This is a genomic window from Nostoc sp. XA010 (assembly GCF_020829625.1).
In the GTDB taxonomy this organism is placed as follows: Bacteria; Cyanobacteriota; Cyanobacteriia; order Cyanobacteriales; family Nostocaceae; genus Nostoc.
In genome coordinates, this window is sequence record NZ_JAIVFX010000010.1 from 81,782 (window position 1) to 102,052 (window position 20,271).

At 42.5% G+C, this 20,271-nt stretch carries 24 protein-coding genes and 2 pseudogenes; 13 read left to right on the forward strand and 13 right to left on the reverse strand.

Annotated elements, in window-relative coordinates; translation table 11 throughout:
• Nucleotides 1-167, reverse strand: a 167-nt coding sequence (locus tag LC608_RS37565; protein ID WP_374108407.1) for an FG-GAP repeat protein, incomplete at its 3' end; no start/stop codon positions are given.
• Nucleotides 168-719: 552 nt separating this feature from the next.
• On the opposite strand from LC608_RS37565, the gene LC608_RS36880 reads away from it, so the two are divergent.
• Nucleotides 720-917 (forward strand): hypothetical protein, encoded by a 198-nt coding sequence (locus tag LC608_RS36880; protein ID WP_267871112.1) that lies wholly within the window; start codon nt 720-722, stop codon nt 915-917.
• Nucleotides 918-1,750: 833 nt separating this feature from the next.
• Here LC608_RS36880 and LC608_RS16605 read toward each other — a convergent pair.
• The gene (locus tag LC608_RS16605) at nt 1,751-3,172 is read right to left on the reverse strand and encodes an NADP-dependent isocitrate dehydrogenase (RefSeq protein ID WP_229554582.1); all 1,422 of its coding nucleotides are present in this window, start codon (nt 3,170-3,172) and stop codon (nt 1,751-1,753) included.
• A 45-nt stretch (nt 3,173-3,217) separates the two neighbouring features.
• On the opposite strand from LC608_RS16605, the gene LC608_RS16610 reads away from it, so the two are divergent.
• The 8 genes and pseudogenes from LC608_RS16610 to LC608_RS16645 all read left to right on the forward strand — a co-directional run.
• Complete coding sequence (locus LC608_RS16610) at nt 3,218-3,481, forward strand: hypothetical protein (RefSeq protein WP_229554583.1); 264 nt, start codon at nt 3,218-3,220, stop codon at nt 3,479-3,481.
• 91 nt (nt 3,482-3,572) lie between these two features.
• Complete coding sequence (locus tag LC608_RS16615) at nt 3,573-4,301, forward strand: GUN4 domain-containing protein (protein ID WP_229554584.1); 729 nt, start codon at nt 3,573-3,575, stop codon at nt 4,299-4,301.
• A 25-nt stretch (nt 4,302-4,326) separates the two neighbouring features.
• On the forward strand, nt 4,327-4,545 hold the full coding sequence (locus LC608_RS16620) for a type II toxin-antitoxin system HicB family antitoxin (protein WP_229554585.1): 219 nt from the start codon (nt 4,327-4,329) through the stop codon (nt 4,543-4,545).
• A gap of 7 nt (nt 4,546-4,552) precedes the next feature.
• Entirely contained in the window at nt 4,553-4,825 is a 273-nt protein-coding gene (locus LC608_RS16625) for a BrnT family toxin (protein WP_229554586.1), read from the forward strand.
• 7 nt (nt 4,826-4,832) lie between these two features.
• Nucleotides 4,833-5,078: a hypothetical protein gene (locus LC608_RS16630; RefSeq protein WP_229554587.1), complete on the forward strand. Its 246-nt coding sequence runs from the start codon at nt 4,833-4,835 to the stop codon at nt 5,076-5,078.
• A gap of 51 nt (nt 5,079-5,129) precedes the next feature.
• Nucleotides 5,130-6,272 carry an ABC transporter ATP-binding protein gene (locus LC608_RS16635; RefSeq protein ID WP_229554588.1) on the forward strand — a complete coding sequence of 381 codons (1,143 nt, stop codon included), beginning with the start codon at nt 5,130-5,132 and terminating at the stop codon, nt 6,270-6,272.
• A gap of 111 nt (nt 6,273-6,383) precedes the next feature.
• Nucleotides 6,384-7,151, forward strand: coding sequence for a superoxide dismutase (locus LC608_RS16640; protein ID WP_229554589.1), 768 nt, complete (start codon nt 6,384-6,386; stop codon nt 7,149-7,151).
• A 772-nt stretch (nt 7,152-7,923) separates the two neighbouring features.
• A pseudogene (locus LC608_RS16645) lies at nt 7,924-8,879 on the forward strand (reverse transcriptase domain-containing protein); the annotation flags it as partial.
• Between the two features lie 46 nt (nt 8,880-8,925).
• On the opposite strand, the gene LC608_RS16650 reads toward LC608_RS16645, so the two are convergent.
• The 3 genes from LC608_RS16650 to LC608_RS16660 form a co-directional block, all read right to left on the reverse strand.
• Entirely contained in the window at nt 8,926-9,540 is a 615-nt protein-coding gene (locus LC608_RS16650) for a hypothetical protein (RefSeq protein ID WP_229554590.1), read from the reverse strand.
• 155 nt (nt 9,541-9,695) lie between these two features.
• A complete protein-coding gene (rsmG, locus tag LC608_RS16655; RefSeq protein ID WP_229554591.1) occupies nt 9,696-10,430 on the reverse strand; it encodes a 16S rRNA (guanine(527)-N(7))-methyltransferase RsmG in 735 nt (244 codons plus the stop codon).
• Between the two features lie 60 nt (nt 10,431-10,490).
• Nucleotides 10,491-11,165: an ABC transporter ATP-binding protein gene (locus LC608_RS16660; RefSeq protein ID WP_229554592.1), complete on the reverse strand. Its 675-nt coding sequence runs from the start codon at nt 11,163-11,165 to the stop codon at nt 10,491-10,493.
• A 507-nt stretch (nt 11,166-11,672) separates the two neighbouring features.
• Here LC608_RS16660 and LC608_RS16665 point away from each other — a divergent pair.
• From LC608_RS16665 to LC608_RS16675, 3 genes are all read left to right on the forward strand, one after another.
• Complete coding sequence (locus tag LC608_RS16665; protein ID WP_229554593.1) at nt 11,673-12,602, forward strand: Sll0314/Alr1548 family TPR repeat-containing protein; 930 nt, start codon at nt 11,673-11,675, stop codon at nt 12,600-12,602.
• A 74-nt stretch (nt 12,603-12,676) separates the two neighbouring features.
• Nucleotides 12,677-13,129 carry a DUF3531 family protein gene (locus LC608_RS16670; protein ID WP_229554594.1) on the forward strand — a complete coding sequence of 151 codons (453 nt, stop codon included), beginning with the start codon at nt 12,677-12,679 and terminating at the stop codon, nt 13,127-13,129.
• 8 nt (nt 13,130-13,137) lie between these two features.
• Nucleotides 13,138-13,569 carry an NUDIX hydrolase gene (locus LC608_RS16675; protein ID WP_229554595.1) on the forward strand — a complete coding sequence of 144 codons (432 nt, stop codon included), beginning with the start codon at nt 13,138-13,140 and terminating at the stop codon, nt 13,567-13,569.
• Nucleotides 13,570-13,585: 16 nt separating this feature from the next.
• Here the strand turns inward: LC608_RS16675 and LC608_RS16680 are convergent, their stop codons facing one another.
• Both LC608_RS16680 and LC608_RS16685 read right to left on the reverse strand, forming a co-directional pair.
• Nucleotides 13,586-13,756: a toxin-antitoxin system HicB family antitoxin gene (locus tag LC608_RS16680; protein ID WP_308189886.1), complete on the reverse strand. Its 171-nt coding sequence runs from the start codon at nt 13,754-13,756 to the stop codon at nt 13,586-13,588.
• Nucleotides 13,757-13,825: 69 nt separating this feature from the next.
• Nucleotides 13,826-14,044: a hypothetical protein gene (locus LC608_RS16685; RefSeq protein WP_229554597.1), complete on the reverse strand. Its 219-nt coding sequence runs from the start codon at nt 14,042-14,044 to the stop codon at nt 13,826-13,828.
• Nucleotides 14,045-14,225: 181 nt separating this feature from the next.
• On the opposite strand from LC608_RS16685, the gene LC608_RS16690 reads away from it, so the two are divergent.
• Nucleotides 14,226-14,696 carry a DUF29 domain-containing protein gene (locus tag LC608_RS16690; protein WP_229554598.1) on the forward strand — a complete coding sequence of 157 codons (471 nt, stop codon included), beginning with the start codon at nt 14,226-14,228 and terminating at the stop codon, nt 14,694-14,696.
• A 125-nt stretch (nt 14,697-14,821) separates the two neighbouring features.
• Here LC608_RS16690 and LC608_RS16695 read toward each other — a convergent pair whose 3' ends face one another.
• The 6 genes and pseudogenes from LC608_RS16695 to mfd all read right to left on the reverse strand — a co-directional run bounded on the left by LC608_RS16695 (nt 14,822) and on the right by mfd (nt 20,178).
• The gene (locus LC608_RS16695; protein WP_229554599.1) at nt 14,822-15,202 is read right to left on the reverse strand and encodes a PIN domain-containing protein; all 381 of its coding nucleotides are present in this window, start codon (nt 15,200-15,202) and stop codon (nt 14,822-14,824) included.
• Nucleotides 15,203-15,211: 9 nt separating this feature from the next.
• The gene (locus LC608_RS16700; protein ID WP_229554600.1) at nt 15,212-15,472 is read right to left on the reverse strand and encodes a hypothetical protein; all 261 of its coding nucleotides are present in this window, start codon (nt 15,470-15,472) and stop codon (nt 15,212-15,214) included.
• Between the two features lie 56 nt (nt 15,473-15,528).
• Nucleotides 15,529-15,846, reverse strand: a pseudogene (locus LC608_RS16705) (TRCF domain-containing protein); the annotation flags it as partial.
• Nucleotides 15,847-15,913: 67 nt separating this feature from the next.
• Entirely contained in the window at nt 15,914-16,219 is a 306-nt protein-coding gene (locus tag LC608_RS16710) for a type II toxin-antitoxin system RelE/ParE family toxin (RefSeq protein WP_229554602.1), read from the reverse strand.
• Entirely contained in the window at nt 16,203-16,466 is a 264-nt protein-coding gene (locus LC608_RS16715) for a hypothetical protein (RefSeq protein ID WP_229554603.1), read from the reverse strand. Before LC608_RS16715 ends, LC608_RS16710 begins: the two co-directional genes overlap by 17 nt.
• 124 nt (nt 16,467-16,590) lie before the next feature.
• Nucleotides 16,591-20,178: a transcription-repair coupling factor gene (mfd, locus tag LC608_RS16720; protein WP_229554604.1), complete on the reverse strand. Its 3,588-nt coding sequence runs from the start codon at nt 20,176-20,178 to the stop codon at nt 16,591-16,593.
• Nucleotides 20,179-20,271 lie beyond the last annotated feature (93 nt).

Below are 20,271 nucleotides of genomic sequence, written 5' to 3' on the forward strand. Positions count from 1 at the left end.
AAAGTTCCATTACTGTTAGCAAGTCCGACGTAAGTGCGATTGATGTCTCCTGTTTCGTTCCAAATCAAATCAGTCCGACCATCGCCATTAACGTCACCTGTCAAAACGTCATAAGTGCTCCATCCTCGTTCCGAGCGATCTTGTGCCGGCAAAAACGTAAAACTCATAGCTTACCTCGGTTTTTAATTTAACTAATTTAATTGTTATTTTTAGCGTAAGACTTTGTTGAAGTCAAGATAAACTTTCTCTCTAATTTTTAGTGAAAAAAGCTATTTCTTGTAACTTTTTCGTAACATAATTAGAATTTATGCACTGTACAAATAAACTATCTTATGTATTAACGTAAATAGGTTATTTTAGGCTTTTACAAACCATCCTTTGTTAATTGCGTAGGCGTAGCCCGCAGGGGAAACGCATCTAACTTTGTTTTGACAAAATGTAACTTATATGAATGGAGAAAAAGGAAAGTATTAGTAGGTTAATATCAATGCAATAAATGTATATACGAAGATTTGATGGTAAATTCGTTTCTATAATAACCATTAATAATTCAAAATTCAAAATTCAAAATTCAAACATTTTAGACATTTCAAACGGGGATTTAAATCCCGACTGAAATGGGTGCTACATGTAGATTGCAGGTTCTTAAACCCTTTAATTCACGATAAAATGGGATGAAGTGGTATTCTCAATTCATTTGAATGAGACAAAATCTGCAAATGAAGCTACCACCAAAAATCACAATTGCAGATCATTTTAAAAATTTAGAAGACAAGATAGTTGAGCGCACCAAAAAGCATAAATTAATTGATATAGTTACCATAGTCCTAATCATCACAGAGAATGGAGCGATCGCACCTAATAAATTAGCAAAATCACAGTTAAAGCAATTACCGATTGGGTTAAATCCGAATTAATGGAGAACTTGCGCCGAGTTGTCGATAACTCTAGCGATCGCTCTAAATCCGAATAACAGAAACTTTATAGGGGATTGCCCCAAAAAAATCTCCGACTTTTTAGAAAAGCCGGGGACTTTGTTTTTTGACTACTTTAAAATCTGACGGATCAAAATTTATCAGTAATTTTTTCAATAATTTTATCTAAACTTCATATTTTGACTAAATTCAATAAGTAAAATCCGCAATTACTTTCTCAAAAGAAGCTTTGACTTACTCAAACCCCAGTTTGCTTTCTGATTTTGGTGTTTTCCGCAAGTAAAAGAAGCTTTGACTTACTCAAACCCCAGTTTGCTTTCTGATTTTGGTGTTTTCCGCAAGTAAAAGAAGCTTTGACTTACTCAAACCCCAGTTTACTTTCTCATTTCGGTGTTTTCCGCAAGTAAAAGAAGCTTTGACTTACTCAAACCCCAGTTTGCTTTCTGATTTTGGTGTTTTCCGCAAGTAAAAGAAGCTTTTGCTTTCTCAAAATGCCATTTGGCTTACTCAAACCCCAGTTTACTTTCTCATTTTGGTGTTTTTTGCAAATAAAATGCCATTCGCTTTTTTAAAATGGTTGATTTATCAGAGAATGTCTGAGAAGTATTAAATATTTGTTTATCCCCCCTAACCGCCCTTAAAAAAGCAGACAAGTCAAATTACCCCCCTTAATCCCCCCTTGTAAAGGGGGGAAAGAAGAAATACAGTTCCCTCCCCTTGTAAAGGGGGGAAACAAGAAATCCAGTTCCCTCCCCTTTACAAGGGGAGGGTTAGGGTGGGGTAATTCAACTTGTGACTAATTAACCTTAATAGAATTAACCAAAATGTTGAATAATTGCCTCAGCAAATTCAGAACATTTTAAAGGTTCAACTGGCGGTTCCAGCAACCGGGCTAAATCGTAGGTGACTTGACTATTTGCGATCGCATCGCTTAAACCTTTCTTAACTAGGTCTGCGGCTTCTTGCCAACCCATAAATTCCAGCATCATCACACCAGACAAAATCACTGAACCTGGATTAATCCGATCTAATCCGGCGTGTTTGGGTGCAGTGCCGTGGGTAGCCTCAAATATGGCACTAGAATCACCAATATTTGCCCCTGGCCCCATTCCCAATCCACCAACAATGGCGGCGGCGGCATCAGACAAATAATCGCCGTTCAAGTTCATCGTCGCCAAAATCGAATACTCATCCGGTCTGGTTTGGATTTGTTGGAAAATACTGTCAGCAATCCGGTCATTCACCAAAACTTTCTCTTTCCATTTGCCCTCGCCGTGGGTTGCCCAAATTGTGTTAAGAACAGTTTCAACTTCCTTGACAATTTGCGCTTTCTTCTCTGGAGTGAGATTATCAAACCCAGGATCAATCTCGCGGGCGTTTTCTTCCAAGGAAATATTCGGATTTTTTTCCTTGTTACTCAAAATCCAAGATTCCCGTTCAGTGACAGTTTCTTGGCGAAATTCACTAGTTGCTAATTCATAACCCCAATCGCGGAAAGCCCCTTCGGTGTACTTCATGATGTTGCCCTTATGCACCAAAGTTACTTGTTGCTTGTTTTTGGGCAATAGCAAAGCGTGTTTGATGGCACGTCTGACTAGACGCTGGGAGCCAGTTTTGCTGATGGGTTTGATGCCAATACCAGAATCAAGAGGAATGCGTTTTTTCCCGTGTTCTGGGGTGGCGGGGATCAGTTCTTCATTGAGAATTTTAATTAAGCGATCGCCAATTTCGCTACCTTGTCGCCACTCAATGCCTAAATAAATATCTTCCGTATTCTCCCGATAAACAATTACATTCAGCTTTTCGGGATTTTTATGGGGTGAGGGCGTACCTGCATAGTAACGGCAAGGACGCACGCAAGCATACAAGTCAAAAATTTGTCGCAGCGCTACATTTAAAGAACGAATTCCCCCCCCAATGGGAGTAGTCAAAGGCCCTTTAATAGCTACACCATATTCTTCAATTGCCGTTAGAGTGTCTTGAGGTAAATATTGATATGTGCCGTATAAATCACAAGCTTCGTCCCCAGCGTAAACCTTGAACCAACTAATTTGACGCTGACCCTTATATGCTTTGGCTACCGCAGCATCTAGCACCTTTTGGGTAGCAGGCCAGATGTCTATACCTGTACCATCGCCACGAATAAAGGGGATAATTGGATTGTCCGGTACGATTGGTTCACCATTTTTGAAGGTGATTTTTGCTCCGGCTGCGGGGGGGGTAATCTTTTCGTACATCGTTCACACACTCCTAATCGATACGCTGCTATTCAAAAAAACCTTATGTGGCAGGCTTGTATATTGGGTACTGGGGATTGGGTACTGGGTATTGGGGATTGGGTACTGGGGATTGGGAAGAGACACGAAGTGATTTTTTCAATAATTCACCCTTGTCCTCCATGTCCCCTCAGTCGTAGTACCCAGTCCCTAGTTCCCAGTCCCCAGTCCCTAGTCCCCAATCCCCAGATTTTCCCCCTATTCCCCTTGTACATTATTTGGGGATTAAGTGTGGGATTCAGTGAAGCGATCGCAATTTTGTACGATTAAAAATAGTAAACTACTTTTCGCTATCAGTGCTTCACCTTAGAGAAGCCTAATAGCTTACCGCTTTTTCACTGACCGCTAAAACGAGAATGGCATGACAGACCCAATGATTTTATCAGGCCCTGCAAATGACATCGACTCCCTGCGACGACCGTTAATCGCTGGGTCTGAAAAAGTCCAACAACAGATAATCCCACAATTAGCTGAGTTGGGTAATGAGGGATTAGACGTGTTGATGGAATTTTTACTGAAACGGCGCGAAAACCCAGCGACTTGGATCGATGGCAAAGCTTACCAAGTCCTCTACAACTCTGATGCACCTCAAGCCAAAGAATTTCTGCGCTCTTGTTTTCCTGAGGGAATTGTACCTCTAAAATCAGAGTGCGGGATTAACTACAATTCTTTGCAACAGCTACTAGCTGTTCAAGACTTCCAAGCAGCCGATCGCGTCACCATCGAAAAAATGTGTGAACTATCAGGGCCAACGGCTGTACAACGAAAATGGTTGTATTTTACTGAGGTAGAAAAGACTTCGGCTGTTGACTTACAAACCATTAACAATCTTTGGTTAGTCCACTCCGAAGGTAAATTTGGCTTTTCAGTACAGCGAGAAATCTGGTTAAGTTTGGGTAAAAACTGGGAGAATTTCTGGCCGAAAATTGGCTGGAAAGCAGGTAATACCTGGACGCGATACCCTAACGAGTTTACCTGGGATTTGAGTGCGCCTAGAGGTCACTTACCCCTCTCTAATCAACTTCGGGGAGTACGAGTCTTTGCTTCTTTACTTTCTCACCCAGCTTGGTCGAAGAATCCAGAAAAATGATTTTGAGCCTACGTACAAATAGATTATGATCAATCCCACCAACCGAGAATTCTACGTCATCATTGAACCGGATGAAGATGGCTACTATGTTGGAGAAGTTCCTCAGCTAAAAGCCTGTTACAGTCAGGGAGAAACAATTGATGAGTTGATGGCTAATATGAAAGAAGTAATTGAACTTTGTTTAGAAACAAAAAGTGATGAAGAAATACCAGAATTTATAGGTATTCAAAAGGTAGTAATTTAATAATTCCATGAAGTTTGAGTGGGACGAAAACAAAGCAGCAATAAATCTTTTAAAACATAAGGTTTCTTTTGAAGAAGCCAAAACTGTTTTCAATGATCCGCTCTATGTTGACTTCTATGATCCAGACCACTCTGATAATGAGGAACGTTACCTTATTATTGGAGAGTCAAGTCGGGGACGCTTACTCATTATGTCGTATACAGAGAGAGGAAATTCGATTCGTCTCATTAGCGCAAGAGAAGTAACGCCATCGGAGCGAAAAGCATATAAAGAAGGGTAAGCCAGAAATGGAAGATGAACTGCGATCAGAGTATGACTTAAAGAGCCTAAGGGTCAGAAAGTTCGGCCCTGAACGAAAGAGTTTTGGGAAAACAACAATTCGTTTAGAACCTGATGTTGCAGAGGTTTTCCCCAATGCCGATGCCGTGAATGAGGCTCTAAGATTTCTGATTAGAGTTGTGCAGAAAAACCAAGTTTCTGCACTTGCAAAGCAGCCTCATAGTTCCTCGGAGGATGCGGATAAAACCTCTTAGTGCTTAGTTGGAAGTGCCACAAATCCCAAACTGAAAATATCAAATCAGATAATGGCAAACGTTCGTCTAGAAGATATTAAGCGTAGATTTAATAACGTCACCGCGATCGAGGATATTACCTTTGAAATTCCTGATGGCGAATTTTGGGTTTTAGTTGGGCCATCGGGTTGTGGTAAGTCTACAATTTTGCGAACGATCGCTGGTTTAGAAACCGCTACATCTGGCCAACTCTATATTGGCGATCGCTTGGTAAATAATATCCCAGCCAGACAAAGGGATGTGGCGATGGTGTTCCAAAACTACGCTCTCTATCCTCACATGAGTGTGGCGGAAAACATCGGCTTTGGGTTGCAAATGCGGAAGGTTGAGCGGAAAATCATTCAGGAACGGGTGATGAATGTGGCGCGATCGCTTTCTCTAGATCACCTGCTGGATCGTAAGCCCAAACAACTTTCCGGGGGACAGCAACAACGGGTAGCATTAGGGAGAGCGATCGCTCGTGAACCACAAGTGTTTTTACTTGATGAACCTTTATCTAATTTAGATGCCCAATTACGCGATGATACAAGGGCAGAATTGAAACAGCTACATCAAGAGTTAGGCATTACAACAATCTACGTTACCCACGATCAAGTCGAAGCAATGACTCTGGCTGATAAAATTGTCGTACTAAATCGCGGACGGATTCAACAAATTGCCGATCCCCAAACTATTTATGCAAGTCCTGCTAATCAGATGGTGGCAACTTTTTTAGGCAGTCCACCAATGAATATTTTGCCTGCAATCTATGCAAATAATGCTTTCGATGTGAGTGGACAATTACTAATGATTCCAGCAGTTGTGAAAGAGAAATTACAGTTGCGTCAGGGACACAATTATGATTTGGGGATTCGTCCAGAGCATATTTTTATTAACGTAGACGCTTCTCTACGAGACGCTACGCGAACGGCTTGCCGCAGGCTACCGCCAACTTGCCAAGAAGTAAATGAGAGTCAGCTGATTGTGGAAGTTAAGGTGGTGGAACCTTTGGGAAGGGAAACTTTGATTCGTGCTGGTTTACCTGGTTCGCCGGTAGTGTTGAATATTCAGGTGGGCGGGGATGTGCGTCCGCGTCCAGGCGATCGCCTTTCTCTACAACTTGATTTAAATCATTTATTCGTATTTGATCCCAAAACAGGGGACAGAATCTTATAAAGAGTTTCTTAAACTACCAGAAATAATTGCAAATTCCCAATTTTTTGTAGCCAGAATCTAAGAGAATAAAAACTGCAATAGAGACTTAATGGATTCCCGGCAAAAACTTATATGACTATTAATCGACGCAATTTCTTGTTTTTACTCACAGCAGGTGCGGGTGCTTTTGCATTAGATGCTTGTGCATTAGCAGAGAAATCTCCTGAGGGAAACGCTGCAACACCAAATACAACAGCAAATGCAACACCAAATACAACAGGGGCTATCCAACTACCGCCTTTACCTTACGCCTACGAAGCACTGCAACCACACATCGATGCCAAAACGATGCAATTTCACCACGATAAACACCACGCAACTTATGTAAAAAACCTGAATGCAGCGTTAGCTAAACATCCAGAACTCAAAGGTAAAAGCGTTGAAGAACTGTTGCAGAAACTTGACAATGTACCACAAGATATTCGTAATACAGTACGTAATAATGGCGGTGGTCATGTGAACCACTCAATGTTCTGGCAAATTATGAAGCCGAAAGGTGGGGGAGAACCAACAGGAAATATAGCCTCCGCGATTAATCAAAACTTTGGCTCTTTTGCAGCTTTCAAAAAACAGTTTAACGAAGCTGGTGCTGGTCGTTTTGGTAGTGGTTGGGTTTGGCTAGTGCGTAACAAAGGTGGCAAGTTGGAAGTGACCACTACAGCTAATCAAGATAGTCCTTTAAGTGCAGGTAGATACCCCATTTTGGGTAATGACGTATGGGAACATGCATATTATCTCAATTACCAAAATCGCCGCGCCGATTACTTAGATGCTTGGTGGAACGTGGTTAATTGGGATGAGATTAACAAGCGGTTTGCAGTAGCAAGTAAATTGGCTTAGATAGGTACAACGGGGAGAAATCATAATTACTTACTCTCTCCCCTTCGCCTGTAATTTTAATGTCAGCTTTCAAGCATCGAACTTTTCTCTATAAGAATCAAGGTATAAAGTACAAATAAATAATAATTTTTTAATTGATTAACAAAATTGGATAAGATAAGGATTTATTATGTAAAATAGTAATTTTGTACTAAAGATAATGACCAGAAAGAAAGTGCGATTCGTTGATTAGTGAATCACGGTAATCAGTCCGTACATAACTAATCCAGCCCGACAGCAGATTACTGTCATCAAAGGCTGAACTCTCGGTCAGATGTAGGTGAAAACCCTACCATTCAGACTCAGAATTGACTCCTTATCTGCCCACACCGAACAAACTCGGTTCTTGTGGAGTGAAGCTCTTAACAGGGCGCAATCAGACGACCGTTGCGGGTTGACACTGGCGCTAACGGGGAGTTCCAATGATGAAACAGAGCCTAAAAAAGCGACTTACTGGTAAACAGGGCGCAACACAAAACCCCTGATTTCGCTGGAGTTTATTCCCGCCAACAGTTTTCTTTGGAGTGGCAAGAGTCGAGGGAATCCAGCAGTCGAATTGGCTACATCTAACGGGACAATCAATCTCTCCGAGGGAACGAATAAAAACTAGCTGTGGGTCTTAGGGCAGTCGAACCCTAGGTAGACCAGACGAGCGGAGGAATCCCCACAGTTAGGGTAGGACAGACCGTAATTGGTCGGAGGTGTTCAGAATACACTAACTCTAGAAGAGAAAATGATTAGACACAGTTACCAAACTAGTGAATCTTGGAAAGCCCTACCGTGGAAGAAATTTCGCCGAAATCTTTTCCGCCTTCACTCATCGCGTGTATAAAGCAGTTCAAGTTGGAGACAAGCGGAAAGCCAGGTTACTCCAAAAGCTTATTCTAAAATCCACCTCGGCTCGATTTCTTGCAATAAGACAAGTATCACAAGCTTTATGCTGGTAAAAAGACGGCTGGTATCGATGGAAAAAAATCCCTCTCATTCATGGAACGCTTCAATCTTGAAGAACTACTAAAAATGAACAGTGGAAATTGGAAACATCAAGGCTTACGAGAAATCCCAATCCCCAAAAAGGACGGGACAACGAGAATGCTAAAAATACCTACCATCGCGGATAGAGCTTGGCAATGCCTAGCAAAATATGCACTTGAACCAGCACACGAAGCCTCTTTCCACGCTAGAAGTTATGGGTTCAGAACTGGGCGTTGCGCCCATGATGCACAAAAGTACATCTACTTAAACCTTAGCTCGAAGGTCAATGGAATAGAAAAACGAGTAATCGAACTCGATATTGAAAAGTGCTTCGACAGGATTAACCACTCAGCAATAATGGACGAACTCATCTCCCCCAAAGGCTTGAAACTCGGTATCTTCCGATGCCTGAAGGCAGGTGTGAATCCAGAATTCCCCGAACAGGGTACGCCTCAAGGGGGAGTGGTCAGCCCATTACTAGCAAATATTGCACTCAACGGGATTGAGAGTATACACAGATACCACTACGACTATAAACAAGGTCGGAAGGTACACGACAAGACTCCAAATAAGTCAATCATGGAGCCATCGGTCCGGTACGCGGATGACATGGTTATTATACTCCGACCCGAAGATGACGCAACAGAGATACTTGAAAGAATCAGCGAGTTCCTCCGCAAACGCGGAATGAATGTAAGCCAAAAGAAAACCAAAACTTGACATCAAAAAAATACAAATTTTATAGCAAAGGATTAAATATCTACAGAGAAAACCTATTATCTAAATAGGTTTTCACATTTATTTTTAAATTTTCTATTGGTTCAACATCACGAACTTTTTCAGATACATCAGCACAAAAAGCACCAGTAAAAACTGCTGCTAAAGCTATGGGCGCAGCAATTGCACCAAAAGGTAAACATAATAAGCCAATACCTAAACCTGCCATATAGGTTTTTGAAAGGTTTTTTTCTACTTCTTCCTTATTATTTTTTTCACGAGCCAACTTATATGCTACGGTTTCAACAATATTACTGGCTTCTATTTCTATAAATAATATTTGCTCTAGTGTTTTCAAAGCATTAGTTTTATCACCTAAAAGATGATGTGTTAGGCTAAGTCCTAAATATGTAATTCCTTTTTTTAAATTTATTTCTAAACTAATAGCTTTGTTAAATCTATTACGAGCTTCCCTCAACAAAGTTTTTTCTTCATTGATTGAAATTGAAGCTTGTTCTAATGCTCTAAAGCCAGCCTCAAATTCAGAACTTATCAATTTATCAATTTTATAACCTAAGTTTTTGGAGATATTAAAATAACTATTTACAGCTTGAGCAACTTTAAAAGTAGTAAAAAGTGAACCTAAATCTATACTCATCTTATACACTCTAAATAAAATAGACTATACAAGTAGTATTCCCAAATAGACAATACAAATATTGTCATAAATTGGCTTTGAGATAAAGTTTTTGTAAACTTGTTGAAATCGCTACTGCATCTTTAAATTATCAATTTTTAAGGCAACCTCAAAGGTCAAAGCGGTTTTTGGGTGGGTACACCAATAGCACGGGGAAACTGAACTGGTGTAGTGCCTACCTTACGCAAATACACACAGTGCCGGATGCTGTGACTCAGGGGTGTTGTAAATTGTTCGATTGATTCAATCGCGCCACCCAACTCCTTCACAGCATTCTGCAAAGCAGTTGTTTCATCCTCTGTCCAATTACCGCGATAAATTATAGCTAAACCTCCCTGTTTGAGCAGTGGTAAAGTATATTCTGCACAGACAGAAGCTGGCCCTACAGCACGAATCAATGCAATATCGTAAGCTTGCCGATGCTGCGGGTGATGGCCGATTTCTTCAGCCCTACCAACAAGAGTTTTGGCATTGGCAAGGGCAAGTTCAGTTAATATATTGTCGATAAAAGAAATTTTTTTCCGAGTGGAATCGAGAAGATTAATTGTGCAATTAGGTACAGTAATTATCACTGGAATACCCGGAAAACCCGCACCTGTACCAATATCAATGAGAGCAGGGGAATCAGGAGAGAAATTTGCTGATAACAAGGGTGCAATTCCTCGCAGAGAATCCCAGAGATGTTTTTCCCAAAACTCTTGGGGGTCAGTAATCCGAGTTAAATTTAGTTGGCGATTACCTTCTAGGATTAACTCATAAAGCCTTTGGAATTGCGCTTGCTGTTGGACATTTGGTTGCCAATTGAGAGTTTGCTGCCAGATTTCTGCCATCTCAGGCAATAAGTTTGTCATTCGTGATTTGTCATGGTTATTCTCCTTGTAGCCTTGTCCCCTTGTTCCCCTGCTCTGGTCTCACACCGTTGGTAAAGGTTCTTTAACTTTGGCTTCTAATGTCTTTGGATCTACTGATTGTAGTTCACCGTGGTTGAGTGTCCAGCAACGATCTGCGATCGCTAACAGATCCCCAGCATCGTGTGTCACTACCAATAGCGTCCAATCTTGTTTGAGTTTCGCTAATAAATTTACCAGTTGCCGACGCATTGACCAATCTAACCCAGCTGTGGGTTCATCCAATAACAGTAAATTTGGCTGGCGAATCAATTGCACTGCCAAAGCTAAACGTCGTTGCTGACCACCACTCAGAGCATGGGGGGCAGCGGAAAGCGATAAATGCTCTAATCCCACCTCGGTTAGGGCCTGTCTGACTCGTTCTGACCCTAACTCAGGATGTCCTAAACGCAATTCTTCTAAAATTGAACCACCGCAAAAGTGACGCTCTGGAAATTGAAATACCAACCCAGCTAACTGTTGCAGCTGTTCGGCTATAAGTTCTTGTTCCCGCCAGAAGAGTGCGCCGCTAGTGGGTTCGGCTAGTCCCGACAAAATTTCTAGTAAGGTACTTTTACCCGAACCACTCGCGCCAATAATCAGACCTAGCTGCTGGGGTGCTAATTCCAAGTTGATCGATTTTAGAATCGCTGTTGGGCACGCTGTCGGGTGATAATTTAGATTTCGGAGATAGAGCATTTGTTAAGATTACCAAAAAGTCAGCAAATTACTGATTAGCTACACTGAAAGCATCTGGAAAATTCAAAGAAAGGATTAACACCTTAATCTAGCAGCAAGAATCATCCACTTTTTCTCTATTGTGGCAGAGTCACCGAAGAGGCAGGAGGGAAGGGAGCTAAAAGCTTGGGGAGCAAGCCCTTCCAAGAACTGCGTGGAGCGGAGCGAAACACGGGTACGTTCGCGGAGCGTCTCCTAGAGTTGCCCCGTCCTTCTTTGTCCGGTTTAACTGGGGCAAAGTACAAGCTCCGTCTCAGTCTTTCCCCCAGCAAAGCGCCCCCTGCTCCCTTGCCTCTTTTGACCCTTAAAACAATGGCTCTAACCAGCTTGGGAACATGAAAAAATTACCAAAGTCAACCTTTCTATAAGAAAATTTTGGTTGAAGCAGAGCCAAGTTAAAATTAACCATTTTTTGCATTCTAAGTAACACATACAACTATTTCAACCGCAAATATTCTGAGGGTTAAAATGACTAAAAGGTTTTCTTCGCCTCGATTAGTAGTGTCTGCTAGACTCACTAACCTTGCTCAGGCTGCTTTTGGCGCTGCAATCGCACTTAATCTATGGGTAAATCCCTCTCTGGCTGGCGATCCGTTTCGCAATCGTGAACCTCATCAAATTGGCGATCAAACAGAAGCAGCTTTTAAAGCGATTTTCCAGCAGGGCAATTATCCAGCAGCACAGCGTTATCTGGAACAAGCACTATCCAAAGAGCCAAATGAACCTCTAGCTTATGCCATGAGCGCATCTTTAGCATACGGAAATAAGGATTGGGCTAAACTAGATACTTACAGCCAAAAAACTCTAGAAACTGGACAAAAACTGATTTCTAGCGATCCATTGCGCGGTAATTTATACACTGCTGTTGGTCATTTTTTAAAGGGAGCAGTAATTATCACTCGTGAGGGTACAGTCAACGGTGTGCCGCAAGCTTTTAGTCGGTTGCGGCAAGTTTATGAATATTTAGACAAAGCTGAAGCAATTTCTGCCAACGATCCAGAACTGAATTTAATCAAGGGTTATATGGATTTATTGTTGGCGGTTAATTTGCCATTTGCTAGCCCAGATCAGGCAATTGGACGCTTAGAACAAAATGCTGCTCCTGGCTATCTAGTAGATCGGGGTATTGCTCTTGCTTATCGGGATTTAAAACGGTATCCACAGGCCCTAGAGTATGTCAACCGGGCGATCAAAACGACATCCGATAATCCAGAAATTTATTATCTTAAAGCCCAAATACTGAAACAACTGGGACAAAGAGAAAAAAGCCAGCAGATGATCCAGGAAGCAATCGCCAATTTTGACAAAGCACTGACTAAAAAATCCCAACTCCCAGGCGATTTAGTCAAACAAATTGAACGTGAACGCAGCAGTGCTGTTAGCCTGAAGAATCCTTAGTCCCCATTCCCTACTCCCTACTCCCTACTTTGATATGCTTATTTGCAGAAGAGTAATTGAGATACTAGACCAAAATGGAGATTCAGTTCCGCGAAATTAATCCTTTTGATATGTGGATTTGGCTGAAATTCAGCACAAATCCTTCTGCGCGTGAAAAGCAGTATGTAGAAGAAGTTTTCAATTCCTGGTTTTATCTGGGTAAATTGGGTGCATTTAATGCAGAGAATCTTCAGGTGCAGGATACAGGACTCGATATCAGCTACATGAATTATGATGAACAAGGGTATGACAAAAGCCTACTAGCACTGATGCATAACATTGGTGAGTTTGAATATGAGGGACAGTGGGGACGTTGTTGGTTTGACTTAGGAACCAGTGATGCGATCGCATTGGATATTTTAATCAATGCCCTCAGCCAGCTAAGTCAGGAATATGTCACCATTGAAGAATTGTACATCGGTGGCGAAAATCCAGATTGGCCTATTGAGGGTAGCGAAAGCCGTCCTGAGTCTATTTACGATAATTAGTTACCAAAATGAATAAAGCAGGCGAAATTCGGGTAATAGCCTTGGGGCTAATTCGGGATGGCGAACGCATATTTCTTTCTGAAGGCTACGATCCCGTAAAACAAGAAACATTTTATCGCGCTTTAGGCGGTGGTGTTGAATTTGGCGAAACCAGCCGCGCCGCCTTAGAACGAGAGTTTCAAGAGGAAATTCAGGCAGAGTTAACGAATATTAAATATCTCGGTTGTATAGAGAACCTGTTTACATTTAGTGGTAGGCAAGGTCATGAAATTATTCAGCTTTATCAATGTGACTTTGCTGATACAAAATTTTATCAACTGGAAAGTTTAGTTTTTTCCGAATCACAAACTCATAAACATAGAGCTTTATGGATAGATATCTCTCGCTTGAAATCTGGGGAATTCAGATTAGTACCTGAAGTCTTTTTTGACCATTTATAAATCATCTGGAAATTTACTAAGATTGCTTTGCTGTTAATGATGCTCCCGCACTCAGCAAAGACACAATATACTGGTTGAGACTAACGCCTTCCCGTTCAGGAGTCTCAGCTAAACGTCGATGTAAAGATTTTGGCATCCGTACTAGTAGTTTACCGCTATAGCTATTATTACTACTTGGTAAGGGAATATTATCGTCGGCTTCATAAGCTGTCTAGATCAGCAAACCCTTGACGAAACTGAGCGGTTATACGTGACTTCACAATGTATCTGGATCTAACTCTTGGGTTTTACCTGCACGGTATTCAGCCATTGCCTCGGCTGCAAGTTTGGCAAGTATGTCTGGAGAACGAGCAAAAGTTTCATCCCAACGGCGTTCATCTTCTAGTTCTGCCAAAATCATTGCTGCGATTGCATCTTGTTCATTGTCAGGTAAATTTTTTAGTTTAGCGATCGCTTGTTCAAGTAGCTCTGTCATAGCTGTGAATCGTTACGAAAGTCATACTATAAATTATCTCTGCTTGTAGTCTCTTGGGGTTGTTAGGGTGCGATCGCTCTCAATAGCAAAACTAGTATTTGAGACAGTTCTACAATAAAAGCAAAGACGTTGAGGTTGAACTAACCTAATGGGTGTACCTGAAACAAACCCAAAGATACCAATGCCTTCAGCAAGTCTCTATGAAACTGATTTTTACGCTTGGACACAGGAACAAGTAACTTTACTTCGTAATGAGCAGTGGAGTCAGATTGATCTGCAAAATCTGATTGAGGAGATTCAATCTTTGGGTAAACAGCAACGTCAAGAACTGCGAAACCGTCTGAGTGTGTTGATTGGACATTTACTAAAATGGCAGTACCAGCCTCAACGCCGTAGCCGTAGCTGGTTAGCAACACTCCGTATTCAGCGCTTAGATATTGCTGAACTGCTCGAAGACAATCCTAGCCTCAAACCCTACCTTGAAGAAGCACTTCGCAAAGCCTACCTTAAAGGTGTCGAATTAGCTGTTGGAGAAACAGATTTGCCCAAGCGGACTTTTCCGGTAGAGTGTCCTTACAGTTTGCCAGAGATTGTGGACTATGATTTCTACCCCGGTGAACCAAGCAAGTTACTAGATGAATCAGAGCAGTAATTTGAAATTAAAGTAAATCTTCTTCAGATAGCTGGGCTATTTTCATCAAGGCTTTCAAGGTTACAACTTTCAAATCTTGATTGCGGTGAACAGGAATTGATAGGATTTTTTGTACTTCAGGGTTGTTAACGTGTGTAGGGCTGTGCAATAACAAGACCGGGAACAACACGGTAATGTTTTATATTGAATGTACAAAGTGTTGCACCTTGCCCAACAGCACAAGCAGCTATCAGCGCATCTAACAACCCTAAACTGTGAGATAAATGGTATGTCGTAAAGTCAGACAAGGCGCGAGTCAAGTCAGCCTCAGTAGCCCAGACTACAGGTAGCGGCGCAACCAGTTTTAAAGCATTACTCAATTGTTGCTTGTTTTGAGAATCCTGAATCAATTCCATGACTACAAAGCCGGGCACACTGGGTAACTCTGATAAACTGGCAAACCAAGTTATTGCAGGAGCATGACCTCGTTGAATATCAATCAAAACGTCGGTATCTAGCAAATACATCAACTTTACCTATTCTCGCTCACGGGTTTGGGCCTCATGGCGTAACTTGCGAGCGTATGCTTGACTATCTGTAATATCAGGTCGTGAGTTTATCACACCTTCGCTCTGCCAATAAGCAACGAGTTCGGCTCCTGTCTTGGGAGGATTTGCTAAAACCTGCCTTAAAGAAAGAATCCGAAGAATGTATTCAGAAAGAGGAAGATTTAACCGAGAAGCTTCAGTAAAAAGCTCATTTTCTAGCTCTGGTGGCAAATCAAGATTAATACTCACTCTGGTTATCCTCTGTAGGTTTGGTTCTTAATTGATAGAAACTTGAGCAAAACTTATCAAACACCAACCGCCTCTGGAATCGCGCCTTGCATTCTCCCGAAAGCATCAATCCAATTCTGCAATTGTTGATCTGCTTTAAAAACTCCTAACCCGCGTACCGTAACTTTACCTGGAGAATAGACAAAGCGTGTCTTGAGATTATCTGGTAAATTCGCCGCTAATAAATTCCAAGCGGGTTCCTCCATCGGCGTTTCTAAAATAACGTGCTGCTTTTGTTCTGGTTTAATGCGGCTAAAGCCGAGTTTTTTCGCTAGCTGTTTGAGTTCCATAACTCGCAAAAGTTGATTTGCAGAGACTGGTAAAGTACCATAGCGATGTCTGCAACGGGCTTTGCCTACGCCTTTAAATCCTAAACTCCACCTTCTAACTGCTCTAGGTCATCTACTGTGAGTCGTGCTTGGCCACTATGGCGCACATACAATACATTAACTGTAGTACCTCGAATCGTAAAAAGTACTCGTTATACATTTTTGACTTCCCATAAAGAAGTTGACGTACTTCTTCTGAAAAAATTTCATGTTCGACTCCTAAAGCATAACGTTGGGGCTTCTCTTGTAGGGTAGCAATAGCATTTATCAATCCTCGAAACCAACGATCGGCAAATTCAGGATTCCGTTCTCGATACCAGCGATAAGCTTGCTCAATCTGAGTTTCTGCGATTGGGGTAATCTCAACCTGAAATGCCATACTTTTGTTGCATTTCTTGGACAAAATTCTCAATTGAGCGAGTTTTACCAGCGTTGAGTTCCTCGAAACCTTGTCCAATACCAGCAATTGTCTCCAATTGATCAATCAGTTGGCGTAATTTGGTGGGGTCGATTTTAGCAGTGTCTAGAAAGGTGACGAGAACTTGAGAGCGATCGCTAACATCTGGCGGTAGCTGGGTAAGGTGAATTTGTCCATCCTGATAAATGCCTTCGATAGTTTTTATCATGAGTTGAAGTCGGGTTGGTATTTCCTTTAATTCTACTAACTAGACTCAAAGGGCCGGGTTTGGAATTCCTGCCTGCTCAAAATGACATAGGTTTTCATTTGATAACTAAGTCTTTTTCTCACAATCAAACAATAGCCGCCTCTGGAATCGCACCTTGCATTCTCCCGAAAGCATCAATCAAATTCTGCAATTGTTGATCTGCTTTAAAAACTCCTAACCCGCGCACCGTAACTTTACCTGGAGAATACACAAAGCGCGTCTTGAGATTGTCTGGTAAATTCGCCGCTAATAAATTCCAAGCGGGTTCCTCCATCGGCGTTTCTAAAACAACGTGCTGCTTTTGTTCTGGTTTAATACGGCTAAAGCCGAGCTTTTTCGCTAGCTGTTTGAGTTCCATGACTCGTAAAAGTTGATTTGCAGGGACAGGTAAACTACCATAGCGATCGCTCCACTCGGCTGCAATCTGCTTTAATTCTGATTTAGATTTAGCCGTCGCTACCGCTCGGTATGCACTCATCTTTTGATCCAAATCGGTGATATAATCTGCCGGAATAAACGCCGTCAGGTTGAGGTCAATTTGGGTATCCTCCACTTGCGGAATTTCTTGTCCTCGGATTTCCCGAATTGCTTCTTCTAGCATTTCCATGTATAAATCAAAACCGATGGCATCCATTTGACCAGATTGTTCTGCACCTAGCAAGTTACCCACACCTCTGATTTCCATGTCGCGCATCGCTAGCTGATATCCAGAACCTAGCTGAGTAAATTCCTGAATCGCTCGTAATCGTTGCCGTGCTGCATCAGATAATTGCCGTTGCTTCGGATAAAATAACCAAGCATGAGCTTGTATCCCTGCACGCCCCACACGACCGCGTAATTGATACAGTTGTGCCAATCCAAAGCGGTGAGCATCTTCAATCAAAATGGTGTTGACTCGTGGAATATCTAAGCCAGATTCAATAATTGTCGTACAAACAAGGATATCTGCATCGCCATTACTGAAGGTGAGCATGGTTGATTCTAACTCGCTTTCATCCATTTGACCGTGAGCGATCGCAAACCTAGCTCCCGGTAACACTTCTCGTAAATTGGCTGTTGTCTCTTCAATTCCGTCTACTCGTGGAACTACGTAAAATACCTGTCCACCCCTGTCTAATTCTTGACGAATTGCAGTGCGGATACTTTCGGAATTTATCGGTGAAAGATGAGTTTTAATCGGTCGTCTGGTTGGAGGTGGTGTGGTAATCAAACTCATTTCCCGAATTCCCGACAAGGACATATACAAAGTCCGGGGAATAGGAGTAGCTGAGAGGGTAAGCACGTCCACTTGAGTTTTCAAGCTTTTAATTTTCTCTTTCTGGTTCACCCCAAATCGCTGTTCTTCATCCACTACCAATAGCCCTAAATCTCGGAATGTCACGCCTTTACCTAAAAGTTGGTGCGTACCAACTACTACATCTAATTCACCCGTAGCCAATCGCTTTTGAATCTCGCGGCGTTCTTCAGCAGACCGAAAACGGTTGAGCAAACCGACATTTACCGGGTAGGGTGCAAAACGCTCTTTGAGTGTATGGTAATGCTGCTGTGTTAAAATAGTCGTTGGCGCAAGGAGTGCCACTTGTTTACCGGCGGTGACTGCTTTAAAAACAGCACGAATCGCCACTTCCGTCTTCCCGAAACCGACATCGCCACAAACTAAGCGATCCATTGGGCGATCGCTTTCCATGTCGCGTTTTACATCTTGTACAGCTTTGAGTTGATCAGTTGTGGGTTGGTAGGGGAAAGAATCTTCTAATTCCTCCTGCCAAGGCATATCACCTGGGAAGCTAAAACCTTGTTGTTGCGATCGCGCTGCATACAGTTTCAACAAGTCCACCGCCAATTTTTTAATCGCTTTGCGGACTTTATTCTTCGTATTTTCCCAAGCTTTACCAGTCATCCGATTGAGTTCCGGTGCTTTATCACCTGCGGCGCGGAACCGGGATAAAGCACCTACTTGATCGGCTGCGACTCTGAGTAACCCATCAGCATACTGCACCACCAAATAATCACGGGTTTCGTTATTAATCGTCAAACTTTCGAGCTTGACAAATTTACCAACACCATGATTTCTGTGAACTACATAATCGCCTGGACGCAGCTTATTTGGATCAACTTGTTTAGAAGTAGCTTTGTGGCGCTTGCGGATATAGCCGGGAGTCGCCAAAGAATGCTGCCCAAAAAATTCCCGATCTGTAACGATTACTAATCGGTACGTAGGCAGGATAAAACCTTCTAGTTCCGCCAGACCAGAATATTTTATAGCTATGGGAGTATGGTTGATTTGGAGCTTATCGATCGCTTGGTAGTCGCGGGGATTGGGGATAAACTGAGCCGGACAGTCATGTTCTTGCAACAGGGAGACAGAACGCGAAGGTTGAGCAGAAAGCAACCAGATCGAGAAATTGCGATCGCGTTGTTGGCGGATAGTTTCAGCTAGTTTACCAAACTGGTGTGGCATGACTGGAACAGGTCGGCTGGCCAGATTAATTCCATCATTTTCCTCTGAGAGTTCCGATAAATATAAGGTTTTAAATTTGGCAACGTCAGCCAGACACTGATCAAACGAACGGTGGATTTTTGGGAGGTTTAATTCTTCCCCAGTCCCCAGTCTCCACTGTTCCTCGGCATTTTCTACCCAGCGATCGCTATGAGCATGACACTGTTCTGGCTCATCAATGGCAATCAGGGTATTTTCTGATAAATAGTTTAGTAGGGACGCTGGTTGCTCGAAAGCCAACCCCAAAAAGCGACGACTACCCTCCAATAATGATGATTTCTCAGTGCTAAGTTCTGAGTCAGAATTTAACTCATAACTCATAACTCCTAACTTAGAACTATTCTTCAGTGCCGCCATGACGATGGGAGCAAAGCTAGTGGGGGTAAGAATTAACTGGTCAACTTTGTCCAGGGCGGAACGTTGGGTTGCTGGGTCAAATTCCCGCATTTGCTCGATTTCATCACCAAACCATTCCAGCCGGACTGGAAACTCAGATGAAACTGGGTACACATCAACAATATCGCCCCGTCGGCTCCACTGTCCTTCTGTTTCCACCAGAGGTACTCGTTCGTATCCCAGAATAGTTATTTTCCCACTGAAGGCATTCAAGTCTAATTCCATCCCCCGCTTCAAGGTAAGACAGAATTGCCCAAAAGCTTCTGGTGGTGGTAAGTGGGGTTGCAGCGCCCCTTGCGTAGCCACAATTGCCAAAGGTCGCTTCGCTCCGGTACTGGGGATTGGGAATTGGGGATTGGGAACAGACAAGGGAGTAACTTTTTCAATAATTCCCTCTTGTCCTCCTAATCCCCAGTCCCCAGTCCCCAGCCCCCTATCCCCTGTTACCAAATCTGCCAATACCTGCATTTGCCCCCAACTCATCTCAGTTTCCGGGTCAAAAGGTTCGTAGGGAGAAGCCTCGGAGGTGGGGTAAAAATGTACTGTTTGCCATCCCATTGCCTCCAGTTGCGCGTAAACGCGTCCAGCTTCTTCCAGAGTGGCGCAAACTACAAACAAATCCTTGCCCGTAGCCTGCGCCAATGCCGAAGCCACCAAACCCTTGGGCAATCGAGAAATGCCATTTAACCGCAATTCTTGTTGTCGGTTTAGCTTAGAAATAAATTCAGTGGTGAGCGGCGATCGCGCTAAGGCACGCACAATAGAAGAAAATGACATAAGTACTACTAGCAGTGGGAGTCTTTGTGGATCAAAAAATATTGAGGCAGTTTATGTCAACTATTTTAAAAGTGTTAACAGCCTTCTGATTCT

What these genes read in the sequence shown, in the direction of transcription:
- LC608_RS36880 (WP_267871112.1), top strand. Translation starts at nt 720, where the DNA reads ATGAAGCTACCACCAAAAATCACAATTGCAGATCATTTTAAAAATTTA.
- LC608_RS16605 (WP_229554582.1), bottom strand. Translation starts at nt 3,172, where the DNA reads ATGTACGAAAAGATTACCCCCCCCGCAGCCGGAGCAAAAATCACCTTC.
- LC608_RS16610 (WP_229554583.1), top strand. Translation starts at nt 3,218, where the DNA reads ATGTGGCAGGCTTGTATATTGGGTACTGGGGATTGGGTACTGGGTATT.
- LC608_RS16615 (WP_229554584.1), top strand. Translation starts at nt 3,573, where the DNA reads ATGACAGACCCAATGATTTTATCAGGCCCTGCAAATGACATCGACTCC.
- LC608_RS16620 (WP_229554585.1), top strand. Translation starts at nt 4,327, where the DNA reads ATGATCAATCCCACCAACCGAGAATTCTACGTCATCATTGAACCGGAT.
- LC608_RS16625 (WP_229554586.1), top strand. Translation starts at nt 4,553, where the DNA reads ATGAAGTTTGAGTGGGACGAAAACAAAGCAGCAATAAATCTTTTAAAA.
- LC608_RS16630 (WP_229554587.1), top strand. Translation starts at nt 4,833, where the DNA reads ATGGAAGATGAACTGCGATCAGAGTATGACTTAAAGAGCCTAAGGGTC.
- LC608_RS16635 (WP_229554588.1), top strand. Translation starts at nt 5,130, where the DNA reads ATGGCAAACGTTCGTCTAGAAGATATTAAGCGTAGATTTAATAACGTC.
- LC608_RS16640 (WP_229554589.1), top strand. Translation starts at nt 6,384, where the DNA reads ATGACTATTAATCGACGCAATTTCTTGTTTTTACTCACAGCAGGTGCG.
- LC608_RS16650 (WP_229554590.1), bottom strand. Translation starts at nt 9,540, where the DNA reads ATGAGTATAGATTTAGGTTCACTTTTTACTACTTTTAAAGTTGCTCAA.
- rsmG (WP_229554591.1), bottom strand. Translation starts at nt 10,430, where the DNA reads ATGACAAACTTATTGCCTGAGATGGCAGAAATCTGGCAGCAAACTCTC.
- LC608_RS16660 (WP_229554592.1), bottom strand. Translation starts at nt 11,165, where the DNA reads ATGCTCTATCTCCGAAATCTAAATTATCACCCGACAGCGTGCCCAACA.
- LC608_RS16665 (WP_229554593.1), top strand. Translation starts at nt 11,673, where the DNA reads ATGACTAAAAGGTTTTCTTCGCCTCGATTAGTAGTGTCTGCTAGACTC.
- LC608_RS16670 (WP_229554594.1), top strand. Translation starts at nt 12,677, where the DNA reads ATGGAGATTCAGTTCCGCGAAATTAATCCTTTTGATATGTGGATTTGG.
- LC608_RS16675 (WP_229554595.1), top strand. Translation starts at nt 13,138, where the DNA reads ATGAATAAAGCAGGCGAAATTCGGGTAATAGCCTTGGGGCTAATTCGG.
- LC608_RS16685 (WP_229554597.1), bottom strand. Translation starts at nt 14,044, where the DNA reads ATGACAGAGCTACTTGAACAAGCGATCGCTAAACTAAAAAATTTACCT.
- LC608_RS16690 (WP_229554598.1), top strand. Translation starts at nt 14,226, where the DNA reads ATGCCTTCAGCAAGTCTCTATGAAACTGATTTTTACGCTTGGACACAG.
- LC608_RS16695 (WP_229554599.1), bottom strand. Translation starts at nt 15,202, where the DNA reads ATGTATTTGCTAGATACCGACGTTTTGATTGATATTCAACGAGGTCAT.
- LC608_RS16710 (WP_229554602.1), bottom strand. Translation starts at nt 16,219, where the DNA reads ATGGCATTTCAGGTTGAGATTACCCCAATCGCAGAAACTCAGATTGAG.
- LC608_RS16715 (WP_229554603.1), bottom strand. Translation starts at nt 16,466, where the DNA reads ATGATAAAAACTATCGAAGGCATTTATCAGGATGGACAAATTCACCTT.
- mfd (WP_229554604.1), bottom strand. Translation starts at nt 20,178, where the DNA reads ATGTCATTTTCTTCTATTGTGCGTGCCTTAGCGCGATCGCCGCTCACC.